This window comes from Bacillus cereus group sp. MG4, assembly GCF_040460055.1.
Taxonomy (GTDB): Bacteria; Bacillota; Bacilli; order Bacillales; family Bacillaceae_G; genus Bacillus_A; species Bacillus_A wiedmannii.
Window position 1 is genome coordinate 1,592,654 of the sequence record NZ_JARVGZ010000001.1, and the last position, 11,736, is coordinate 1,604,389.

Sequence of the window (11,736 nt, forward strand, 5' to 3'; positions counted from 1 at the left end):
ATAATATGAATTTTTTAGTGAAGGACGGGAAAGAGATGGTCAGATTTCTTGGTGTTATTATCGGTTCTATTATTATTGCGATTGCATTTAATCTTTTCCTTATCCCCCACAAAATTTTAAGTAGTGGAATTGGCGGAATTGCTATTATTTTAGGGATTGTAACTCCTGTAAACACAGGTATTATTAACTTTGTATTAAACTTACCTATCCTTATTTTAGGATACATAGGTCTTGGAAAAAAAGTGATTTTTAACACTGTTATCTCTGTTATTGTATTATCTGTTGCATTATACTACGTTCCAGTAAAAGTCGTAGCAACAGACCCACTTTTATCATCTATCTTTGGTGGTGTCATTGCCGGAGCTGGTATCGGCCTTGTTTTTAACTGTAATGGATCAACTGGTGGATTTGATATTATCGGTATGCTATTGTCTCGAAAAAGAGACATTAAACTTGGTGGATTCCTTATTATTTTAAATGCAGTCGTTGTAATAATTGCAGGATTCTTCTTCACTTGGGATGTTGCTCTCACAAGCTTACTTTCAATTTATGTAACTGGTAAAGTGATCGATGCTATTCATACGAAACATCGAAAGGTTACACTTATGATTGTAACAAATGAAGCAGAAAAAATGAAAAAACAACTCCTTTCAACTGTTGTACGTGGAATTACATTACTTGATGGCGAAGGTGCTTATTCCAGCGAAAAAAAACGTGTACTTATGACCGTCGTTTCTCGTGAAGAATTAGCAAGTATGAAATTAACAATTTCTGAAATTGACCCTCATGCATTCGTTAACATTACCGAAACTGTGGAAGTATTAGGTTTGTTTAGAAAAGGTTAAAAAACTAGGTGGATTTCCACCTAGTTTTTATTTTCCATAAATTCAATTCGATTTCCGAACGGATCTGACACATAAAATCTAATTACATCTGGCCGTGCATGATCATCTATTACTTCAATACCTTGTTTTATTAATTCTTGTTTAAATTCATCAATTTTCAAAACATAAAAAGCTGGATGCGCCTTTTTAGCTGGGGTGAAGTTTTGCTCAACTCCGATATGAATCTCTTGATTTCCACACTTAAACCAGCACCCACCACGCTTCTTTAATTCCTCTGGCTTCGGTATTTCCTCCATACCAATTTTATTACCGTAAAACTCTCGTGCTTCTTCTTCACACCCTACAGGCGCAGCTACTTGTATATGATCGATCCCTTGAATATAATTTTTCATTTTCTCTCCCCCTCCTCTATCCTAATGTTATAAGAAAAACCTACTCCTGTAACTTACAAAAGATTTATAAAGCAATATAAGATCCCCTTATTAACACCTTACACTCACTTTTCCAAAATAAAGAAAACAAAATTTATTATATAACTTCCATTTTTTATAGAAATACACATTACATCTATATTATAGTTATGGATAGACAAATTTTTTTAGATGCTATTTGTACGGAGGAACTATTATGAGTCGTAAAAAATATTCATCAACTCAAAGAAAACGTCATCCGAACATTTCTAGACGTTTGCAAAACCATATACAAGATCGTTCATTAACAGAAATGTACGCATCTCTGTTCAAACACAATCCTGATAGTATTATTTCATTAAATTTAGAGGGAGTTATTCTACATATTAATCCTTCTACCGAAAGAATATTAGGTTACAATTCTTTAGAATTAGAACAGAAAAATATTACCTCTATTTTAGAAGCTCATATTTCTGAGCAAGTATTACAAAATATAAAGAATACTGGAGCGGATAATCAACAAGAGTACATCTTATCAATTTATCATAAAAATGGATTCTTATTAGACGTCGTGACAAAACTAGTTCCTATTTTTGTCCAAAATCGTCTAACTGGCGTATATGCCATTATGAAGCCTCTTGAAAAATCAGAAAGAATTGAGAATATGCTAAAAGAAAGTGAGAAGAGGTTACGTACATTAGTGAACTCCATGCCTGCGTTTGTTATATTTAAGGATCATGAGGGGCGCTGGCTTGAGGCAAATGACTACGCACTTTCTTGTTTCAATTTCCATCATGTACCTTACCACGGGAAAAAAGATAGTGAACTCATTCAATATAACGAAGCGTACCGAGAGGCTTTTTTACATTGTGAAGAAGTCGACGAACTAGCATGGCAACAAAGACAAATTCTTCATGGCGAGGAATTTATTATTCATAGAGATGATTTCGATCTAATCTTAAGTATATCGAAAGTTCCACTTTATCATTCTGACGGCTCCCGTAAAGGTCTTATCGTAATGGGAAGAGATGTTACCGAGCTAAAAGAAACGGAAAAGTTATTACGAAAATCAGAAAAGCTCGCAGTAGTCGGACAACTGACAGCTGGAATTGCCCATGAAATTCGAAATCCACTCACTTCTCTAAAAGGTTTTCTAACATTGCTACTCCCTGAAATAAATGAGGAGCAGAAATGGTATATCGATGTTATGTTAAGTGAGATTTCACAGATGGAATCTATCACAAGTCAATTTATGGCGATGTCTAAACCACAAGTGTTATCTATCCAAACTTGTAACATACAAGCTTTAATTGAAGAGGTAGTAACATTTATTTTACCAACTGCTATTATGCATAGTGTTCACATCATTATGGATCATTTTGATTACGTATATGACATTCAATGTGACGGCAACCAATTAAAACAAGTTTTTATAAATATATTAAAAAATGCAATCGAAGCGATGCCAAATGGCGGAAATATTTTCATCCAAACAAAGCCATTAGAGAATACCTTCATCTTAATACGTATTATCGATGAAGGTTGCGGTATCCCAGAAGATCGTATCTCTCGTTTAGGCGAGCCATTTTATAGTTTAAAAGAAAAAGGAACAGGACTAGGATTAATGATGTGTTACAAAATAATTGAAGAACATCATGGTAAATTACACATTTCAAGCGAATTAAATAAAGGTACGATCGTTGATATTCAGCTACCACTTTCTTCGTCTCATCTTGCAATTCAGTCGTAAAAAAAGAAGCATCTGCTAATTGTTAGCAAATGCTTCTTTTTTTACTTTTATAATACTGTATTGACATACCATTCTTTTGCTTTTTCTACTTCACCCATCGTTAATTGATGTCCTCTATTTTCCCAATGCATTGTAACAGTAGCGTTTGCATTCTCTAATAGTACCTTCAATTCCTCTGACTCCGCTGATGAACAAATCGGGTCATTTGTCCCAGCAGCGATAAATACTAATTTCCCTGCTAAATTAGGCAATTGTGTTTCTCTTCTAGGTACCATTGGGTGATGAAGGACAGCACCTTTTAATGCATTTTCATAATGGAATAATAAGCTTGCAGCAATGTTTGCTCCATTTGAATAACCGATAGCTACAATATTATTTCTATCAAATTCATATGTTTTTGCAGCTTCATCTAAAAATTCATTTAATTCCTTCGTACGGAAATTTAAATCCTCTTCATCAAAAATGCCTTCTGCCAATCTACGGAAGAAACGTGGCATGCCATTTTCTAATACATTTCCCCTAACACTTAATACAGATGCTTCCGGATCAATTATTTCTGCAAGTGGTAATAAATCTAATTCATTACCACCTGTACCATGAAGTAATAACAACACTGGTTTTGACGTATCTTTTCCTTTTTGAAAAATATGTTTCATCATAATCCTTTTCCCCTTTCAATCACTTTTCGTCTAAATTTCTCACTTCAAATGGTAAAAGTCTTTGTTCAATTTGTTTTCTATGTGGTTCATATTGCTCCGGTAACTTTAATTCCTCACCCATCGTCTCTAACGATTCGTCATGAGCGAAACCAGGAGGGTCTGTTGCAATTTCAAATAAAATTTCCCCGTGTTCTCTAAAATAAATTGCGTTAAAATAATTTCGATCTTGTACAGGAGTTACATGATATCCAAAACGAGACACATGCTCTTTCCAGTCTAGTTGATCATCATCGTTAGTCGCTCTCCAAGCAATATGGTGGACTGTACCAACACCCATTTGGCCACGCCCGATTGTCGATAGCCTCAAGTCGATAATATTCCCAATATCCGCAGAAGAACGGAATCGAACGAATTCACCTTCTTCTCCAATTTTCTCAAGACCCATAACATGCTCTAACAATTCAGCCGTTTTTTGAGGTTGTGCAGATAATAGAACAGCACCGCCAAATCCTTTAATTGCTACTTTTGGCGTAACTTCTCCAAAAGTCCAATTATTTAATTCGCCTTCTTCTCTTTCTACTAATTCTATATGCAAACCATGCGGATCATCAAATTCTAAATACTGCTCTCCAAATCGAGTCATTTTTGTATACGAAATATCAAATTTTTCTAATCTATTTTCCCAAAACTCCATTGCACCCTTTGGTACGACATAAGACGTAATGCCTACTTGACCGTCACCAATAATTCCTTGACGAGCACCTGCCCATGGGAAAAACGTAATAATTGTTCCAGGCTTTCCTCCTTCATTACCAAAATAAAGATGGTACGTGCCTGGATCATCAAAATTCACTGTTTGTTTCACTAAACGTAAACCTAACACACCAGCATAAAAATCTACATTTTCTTGCGGGTGTCCTACGATTGCTGTAATATGATGAATTCCCATTGTTTTCTTTTTCATTTTCTCCGCCCCTTTTTATTTCATTTTAAAAACTTTTATACATTAAAATTCATTATTCATTTTGTCCATATTGCAAAGTAAAATCCATCGTTATGATTTTATCTTTACTTCGAGATATAATCCGTGAAATTACGCATTATCTTCTACATCACTGAATTCATCTCGAATTCGAGATAATTTCCAAAAAAAATATTTGCTCCATCTGAAATCTTTATTCGGCACATAAATTATCTTAAACTTAACATTTATTATAAGTTACTTACTTTTAGTTGTCAACAAGTACTTATTTTCAATTTAAATCAAAAGAGAGTAAATGCTAGTTAGCATTTACTCTCTTCGCTAATTATTTCATTTCCTCTTCCAGCACTGCTTCCATCTCATTAAATTCACGATGAATTGCTTTAACTGGTTCTTTCGTTAATAAACTTACAACAATGACAGCTAATAAGCTACAGAAGAATCCAGGTACCATTTCATACATTGTCGCTTTTAGACTTGGAATTTGTACCCAAGTAATTACTACTACTGCACCTACAATCATCCCAGCAAGAACGCCCCATTTGTTTGTTCTCTTCCAATATAAACTTAATAAAATAGCGGGTCCGAATGCTGAACCAAATCCTGCCCAAGCGTAACCGACAAGTGTTAAAATTGTATCACTTGGATGATATGCTAAAACAACTGCAATCATAGCTACTACTAATACTGACAGTCTACCGATAAATACAAGTTCTTTATCACTTGCGTCCCGACGGAAAAATGTTTTGTAGAAATCTTCCGTTACTGCACTTGAAATAACAAGTAATTGCGAGGAAATACTACTCATAATCGAAGCCAAAATAGCTGATAATAAAAACCCAGTAATGTATGGGTGGAATAAAATATTTGAGAATGTTACAAAGACCATTTCCGGGTCTTGCAATGTCGCATTATTTTTAGCGTAATAAGCAATACCAATTAGACCAGTAAGCATTGCACCTATAATTGAAATCGTCATCCAACCGATACCGATTCTACGAGAAGTTTTTAAATCTTTAATAGAGGTAATTGCCATAAAGCGGACAATAATATGTGGTTGACCAAAATACCCAAGACCCCATGCTAAAAATGAAATAATCCCAAGAATTGTAGTCCCTTTAAACATATCTAAATGCGATGCATCAACTTGCTTAATCGTATTAAATGTTTCTGTTACACCGCCCACATCTGTAAAAGCAATAATTGGCACTAATACAAGGGCAATAAACATAATACAACCTTGCACAAAATCGGTCCAACTTACTGCTAAAAAGCCACCGAATAGTGTATAAGCAACAACGACACCGACAGTTACAAACAAACCAATTTTATAATCAAGGTTGAAAGAATTTTCAAACAAACGTCCACCTGAAACTAAACCAGCTGACGCATAAAATGTGAAAAATACTAAAATGACGATAGCGGAGACAAAACGAAGTATTTTCGTACGATCTTTAAACCGATTTTCTAAAAAATCTGGAATCGTAATTGAATCATTTGCCACTTCTGTATACGTTCGCAAACGCGGAGCAAGAATTAAATAGTTTGCATAAGCACCTATTAATAACCCTATCGCAATCCATACACTAGATAATCCTGTTGCATACATCGCACCAGGTAATCCCATTAGCATCCAACCACTCATGTCAGAAGCACCAGCTGATAAAGCTGTAACTGCTGGACCGAGTCCCCTTCCGCCTAACATATAATCTGATAAATCGGATGTCTTCTTATAAGACCAATAACCGATATACAACATGCCTGCCATATAAATAGCAAGCGAAACCATAATCTCAATCTTCACCAAATCTCTCCCTTAGTTACATAAGCCATTCAAAATTTCGAAAAATGACTTTTTCTATTTTCTTGTTTTCGCTTATGGTTCCCTACCTTAACAAATATTTTTTGTTCTTTCAAGTGAATAAGACCTTTTCACTACATGTGAAAACCTTTATAAACGCCTTTATCCCAGTGGATTACCCCGGTTTTAAAATAAATTAAAGTAAAAATATTCAAAAAATAAAATACCATTTTTTCACACCTTATTTTCATTCACTTATTAGACAAATTTCAAAAGAAAAGAGCCATACGAATGTATGACTTTTAACTTATTGGCATTGCAATTTTCTCTTTCTCTACATATACTTTACGAAATTTCATATAGCAACCAATGCGCCAAGGTACTATATAACAAACTGCAAGAGTGTAAAAAAGAATGCCGATTGACTTTGGATCTAAACCTTGCAAATGTCTTCTAAAATAAGCACGTAAAAGAACGATAACTAAAAATGTAGCAATAAAAGCGATACTTTTTTTTGCATAAATATGACCATCTTCTCTGATTTCATATCCACTTAAAATAATAAGTGGAATTGATAATAACAGTCCAATCCCAGCAGCTATACCAATTTGCCAAACAGCAAGTTGTATCGGTGCAGCATATAAAGAAAAACCTGGTAATAAAAAGAATAATGGCAATAGTAGTCGTCTTCCTTTATTTTTAATTGGTCGATTCATAGAACGCATGCGCCTAAATATAACGAGCCCTATGACGAGTAAAAAAATTGTAATACTGTACGAACCTTGCTGCAAGTGAATCTCTCCCTAAAAATAGTCATTTTTAAAAATACTCCCCTATTATACTCCTAATTTTTCCAAACGATATGATTATTCCTCTGAAAAATCTTACATATTAAATATACTTTTAGGTTTGATTTACTATAGGAAACAATTCCGAAAGAGGAACTACCCGCCCCACCTCATCTTTAAACACAATATGCTCTCGCGTTAAATGGCGCGGACTCTTTACTCCCGCTGCTGCCGCAAGTGAGAACAAACTATATCTCATGCTAACAACGTAATTCATTATGCGCCATTTCTTCTCATACGGATCTAACGCTTTTTGATAATGAGGATTCGTCGTCGCCACACCAGACGGACATTGCCCCGAATTACATTGAAGTGCCATTATACAGCCACTTGCCATCATAAATCCGCGTGCTGAATTTACAGCATCCGCCCCAATCGCTAAAGCAATTGCCACTTTATCTGGTGTGATTAATTTACCCGATGCAAATACTTTAAACTTGTTACGGACACCATAATGATTTGCTGTATCGATAAATGTAAGTAATGCTGGAATAAGCGGTATTCCCATACTATCTGCCATTGATTTATACGTAGCACCTGATCCACCTTCTGAACCATCAATTGTAATGAAATCTGGATAGATGTTTAACTCTTTCATCGTTTTGAATAAATCTTCCAACGGTTCCTGCTGTCCAATTACAATTTTCATACCGACTGGTTTACCGCCGTTTTCTTGCAAACGTTGAATAAAATAAAGTGTATCTGCTGCATTCTTTAAAAATGGAAATCGATTCGGTGAATTAATCGTTTCTCCTTCTCGCACATTCCGAACAGAAGCAATTTTCTCATTTACTTTTTGTCCTTCTAGATGGCCACCACGTATTTTCGCACCTTGCCCAAATTTCAATTCGAATGCTTTAATATTGCTTTCTTTTGCTTTCTCCATAAATTTCTCCATTGAAAAATTACCATCCTCATCACGATATCCAAATAATCCTGGACCAATTTGCGCAACGATATTCGCACCTGTATGTAAATGTTCTGGAATAACGCCACCTTCGCCAGTATTAATCCACGATCCGCCAGCCATCTTCGCACCAAACCCGCTCGCTAAAATATAATTTTCGCCAATCGCACCGTAAGAAGTCGCAGATGCCCCAAACATGCCATGTAGCTTCCACGGATATTTGCGGTTTTCACCGACGATAATTGCATCGTCTTCTTCATATAACCAAAGATTCGTTGTATCCGCTGTCAATTTTTCTCTTCGTGAAAATAACCCTTCTTTATGAATCACATACTTTTTCCCTTCACGTTCTTGCGTTACATTCACACTTAATTCATCTGTTAATTTCGGAAATAATGTATTAGCGATATAATATCCAGATGCATCAAAATCTCGTTTCGATCCAAAACCGAGTATTTCTGAACGGTATTTCGCTAGAAACATTACACTTTGAAAATCATAACGTGAAAAGGGCTTTCCATCCGTATCATGATCAAGCCAATATTGCCTAAATTCCGGTCCTATCTTTTCAAGTAAATAACGCATCCTTCCTAAGTATGGATGCAGCTTTAATATAGAATGATGCGTCCGTTTTTTAATAAAAAATGTAATAATAAAAAAAATGATTAATAGTAACATCAATAAGAGCAATATACTAATAATAACGAGTAGCGTTTCACTCATCCCGCTTCCTCCTATGAAAATCCATAATAAAAGGAGAACACATCAAGTGTTCTCCTTTTATCTTTATTCAAATTAATGTAGCAAGATGCTCTTTCGCATCATATTCAACTAAACTTTCAGCATTTTGAATTCGATGAACAAAATCTGGATTAGCAATTAAAGGTCTTCCAAATGCCGCTACATCAATCGTTCCTTCTTGCAACGCTTCTTCCGCCTCTTTCGGATTTAAATTCCCTACTCCTACAATCGTACCCTCCCAATATTTTCTTACTAATTGATGAAAATTCTTTCCGTCAGCAATAACTGCCGTATAATTCATCGTTGAAGGGTGAATCATCGTTAATCCAACTTCGTTGAACATATTTACAAACATTTCAATTGCAAGCTCAGGGTTTTCCCACATATAAGTTGGATTATCACCTTTGAAAGCAGAAAAGCGAAGAAGTGTTTTATCAGCTCCAACAGCTTCTATTACAGCCTCCGTTACTTCTTTCATAAACGTTAGCCTTTGCTTTAAATCTCCGCCGTATTTATCAGTACGCTTATTTGCGAACTCATAAGTAAATTGATCGATTAAATATCCGTGTGCACCATGTATTTCTACTCCATCAAATCCAGCTTCGATCGCGTTTTTCGCAGCTTGTGCGTATTGACCAATCACCTCTTGTATTTCTGCTAACGTCATTGCTTCTGGCGTGTCGAACGGTTTACGAAAACGCGGAACATTTCCCTCTGCAGCGATAGCAGAGGGTGCTTGCGGCATTTGCCCACCAATTATCTCGTGATGACTCATACGGCCAACATGCCATATTTGAGCAATAATCGTTCCACCTTCTTTATGTACTGCCTCTGTAACAGGCTTCCACGAATCGATTTGTTCTTGTGTATAAATCCCCGGTACTCCTGGATTTCCTTTTGCTCTTGGGCTAATGACGATTCCCTCTGTAATAATTAAGCCAACTCCATCAGCTGCACGTTTTCTATAGTACTCGACTACATCAGTACCAACGATTCCTGTTTCATGATTCGCGAAACATCTCGTCATCGGTGCCATTGCTATGCGATTACGAAGAGACCAAGATCCAATTTGAATCGAGTCAAATAACTTCGTTTCTTCAATATTTTCAAAAGAACCCCAATCATTTATATTTGTTCCTTCATAAATACTTGCTGCTTTATTATTTGAACTTGTCATTTTTCTTCCCCCTAAAAAATTCTTACTATAATCGCATCATACTTACTTTTAGATAGTAACGTCAATTTATACGCTCTTATGTAGAAATATTCGCATAATAAAACTAACTGTTTTTTAACTTTAAGGGTTCTGGTATTCAAGACTCTACTGTCTATTTTTATGTTCAGTAAGTGGATGAGGAAAATACTTGTTAAGTGGATGTTTTCATTTCTTCTAGTTTTATTACTATAGAATATATTGGTAATTGTTTTTCAAACTATTTACTAAAAAAACGATTTCCACTGTACTATATTCAAACTTACAGTAACGAGGCTTCAATCATTCATTTCGATTGAGCCGATTATCGTAATGGAGTAACATTTGTTTGCTTTCTCTTCATAACTAACATAAAAAAAGCCGTGCAAAAGCACGGTTTTTTTCCATATACGCACAACCGTCTCACCATTTATATCCTTTCGTGATCGATTTCTTAGTCCACATCGCCTAGTCTCCATCTCTGTCATTGCTCTAAAGAAGATAGGGAACAAATTCGTTTCCAATATGCAAACAACAAGCATTACGATAATAATTGCATATCTAACACATTGTTTTTTCTATTCATCCGTTCCTAATCCCCATGAAAAAAGGAGCTGTCACATAGTCGAATTATCGACTATATGACACTCCTTTTTAGTTGACCGTATATGGCTAAAAATTCATTTATCTCTTTAATATAAAGAATATAAACAATTATTATCTCTTCACATATAAAAAATTACTTAGTAGTAGAAGTGAGAGTGGTTCAGTATTCTTCTAAAAATAATAACTTATAAACCTAAAACAATGAAAGCCCTACCTCTCTTTCATCCTTACGGCTCCTCGTCCGTGCCAGTGTGAATCAGGATTGCAAAAATCAAGTAACTATTCTATCAAAGTGTTTAATTAAACTTCGAACATTCGTAAAGAATTAAAAAATAAAAATGGATTTGATTGTAGTAACAACAAAAGAGGTTAATGCTCTAAAAGTGGTTTGAAAGAGTTGAATGTCTTTGAAATGATTAATTTTCTATAATTATGTTCCCAAAAAATTCAAAACCTTTTTTGGGATCTAATACATTATTTGTAATGAATCTTAACAAAAGCTTTTTATTTGATTTTCTGTGATACCTTTAATTAATCCCAGTTCACTAATCAAAAATTCGTGTGCGTTATCTAACATTTTCTTTTCGCTTGCATTAAGTGCTTTTTCTTTCTGCATACGTAATAAATCACGTACAACTTCAGCACCTTCTTGTATTTTACCCGTCTTTATTTTATCAGTGTTTAATTTATACCTTTGTTTCCACGTAAGTAATCTATCAGATTCTCCATGTTGAAAAATATCCAATATGTGTGCTATTGCCGTTATATCCGTGACTGGTCGTATATTTGAGCTCAATATTCTCCCTGCCGGAATCATTACTTCCATATTACTACCCGACATTTTTATAACATAATACTGTTGTTTTTCTCCTGCGATTTCCTTCTCTTCTACGGCTTTAATTATACCTGCTCCGTGCATTGGATAAACAATGTTATCGCCAATTTGAAACAAATAATCCACCTCCATATATGGTAACCTTCTCAATCTTAACACA

At 35.1% G+C, this 11,736-nt stretch carries 10 protein-coding genes; 2 read left to right on the forward strand and 8 right to left on the reverse strand.

Features of this window, described 5'->3' with window-relative positions:
* The first annotated feature begins 35 nt into the window (after positions 1–35).
* Positions 36–845 carry a YitT family protein gene (locus QCI41_RS08415; protein WP_000251342.1) on the forward strand — a complete coding sequence of 270 codons (810 nt, stop codon included), beginning with the start codon at positions 36–38 and terminating at the stop codon, positions 843–845.
* A gap of 20 nt (positions 846–865) precedes the next feature.
* Here the strand turns inward: QCI41_RS08415 and QCI41_RS08420 are convergent, their stop codons facing one another.
* Positions 866–1,237 (reverse strand): VOC family protein, encoded by a 372-nt coding sequence (locus QCI41_RS08420; protein WP_088080239.1) that lies wholly within the window; start codon positions 1,235–1,237, stop codon positions 866–868.
* A 235-nt stretch (positions 1,238–1,472) separates the two neighbouring features.
* Between QCI41_RS08420 and QCI41_RS08425 the strand changes: the two genes are divergently transcribed.
* The gene (locus QCI41_RS08425) at positions 1,473–3,005 is read left to right on the forward strand and encodes a BA3702 family sensor histidine kinase (RefSeq protein ID WP_353837650.1); all 1,533 of its coding nucleotides are present in this window, start codon (positions 1,473–1,475) and stop codon (positions 3,003–3,005) included.
* A 47-nt stretch (positions 3,006–3,052) separates the two neighbouring features.
* Here QCI41_RS08425 and QCI41_RS08430 read toward each other — a convergent pair whose 3' ends face one another.
* From QCI41_RS08430 to QCI41_RS08460, 7 genes are all read right to left on the reverse strand, one after another.
* The gene (locus QCI41_RS08430) at positions 3,053–3,664 is read right to left on the reverse strand and encodes an alpha/beta hydrolase (RefSeq protein WP_353837649.1); all 612 of its coding nucleotides are present in this window, start codon (positions 3,662–3,664) and stop codon (positions 3,053–3,055) included.
* A 19-nt stretch (positions 3,665–3,683) separates the two neighbouring features.
* On the reverse strand, positions 3,684–4,628 hold the full coding sequence (locus tag QCI41_RS08435; protein ID WP_353837648.1) for a ring-cleaving dioxygenase: 945 nt from the start codon (positions 4,626–4,628) through the stop codon (positions 3,684–3,686).
* A gap of 343 nt (positions 4,629–4,971) precedes the next feature.
* Positions 4,972–6,450 carry a sodium/proline symporter PutP gene (putP, locus tag QCI41_RS08440; protein ID WP_116892269.1) on the reverse strand — a complete coding sequence of 493 codons (1,479 nt, stop codon included), beginning with the start codon at positions 6,448–6,450 and terminating at the stop codon, positions 4,972–4,974.
* Positions 6,451–6,749: 299 nt separating this feature from the next.
* Positions 6,750–7,238, reverse strand: coding sequence for a cytochrome c biogenesis protein CcdC (locus QCI41_RS08445; protein ID WP_046954549.1), 489 nt, complete (start codon positions 7,236–7,238; stop codon positions 6,750–6,752).
* 112 nt (positions 7,239–7,350) lie between these two features.
* Entirely contained in the window at positions 7,351–8,925 is a 1,575-nt protein-coding gene (locus tag QCI41_RS08450) for a glutamate synthase-related protein (RefSeq protein WP_353837647.1), read from the reverse strand.
* Between the two features lie 67 nt (positions 8,926–8,992).
* Complete coding sequence (locus QCI41_RS08455; RefSeq protein ID WP_088122893.1) at positions 8,993–10,120, reverse strand: alkene reductase; 1,128 nt, start codon at positions 10,118–10,120, stop codon at positions 8,993–8,995.
* Between the two features lie 1,111 nt (positions 10,121–11,231).
* A complete protein-coding gene (locus tag QCI41_RS08460; RefSeq protein ID WP_353838852.1) occupies positions 11,232–11,693 on the reverse strand; it encodes a CarD family transcriptional regulator in 462 nt (153 codons plus the stop codon).
* Between the last annotated feature and the right edge of the window lie 43 nt (positions 11,694–11,736).

Coding starts and splice junctions, on each gene's coding strand:
- QCI41_RS08415 (WP_000251342.1), top strand. CDS start 36: ATGGTCAGATTTCTTGGTGTTATTATCGGTTCTATTATTATTGCGATT.
- QCI41_RS08420 (WP_088080239.1), bottom strand. CDS start 1,237: ATGAAAAATTATATTCAAGGGATCGATCATATACAAGTAGCTGCGCCT.
- QCI41_RS08425 (WP_353837650.1), top strand. CDS start 1,473: ATGAGTCGTAAAAAATATTCATCAACTCAAAGAAAACGTCATCCGAAC.
- QCI41_RS08430 (WP_353837649.1), bottom strand. CDS start 3,664: ATGATGAAACATATTTTTCAAAAAGGAAAAGATACGTCAAAACCAGTG.
- QCI41_RS08435 (WP_353837648.1), bottom strand. CDS start 4,628: ATGAAAAAGAAAACAATGGGAATTCATCATATTACAGCAATCGTAGGA.
- QCI41_RS08450 (WP_353837647.1), bottom strand. CDS start 8,925: ATGAGTGAAACGCTACTCGTTATTATTAGTATATTGCTCTTATTGATG.
- QCI41_RS08455 (WP_088122893.1), bottom strand. CDS start 10,120: ATGACAAGTTCAAATAATAAAGCAGCAAGTATTTATGAAGGAACAAAT.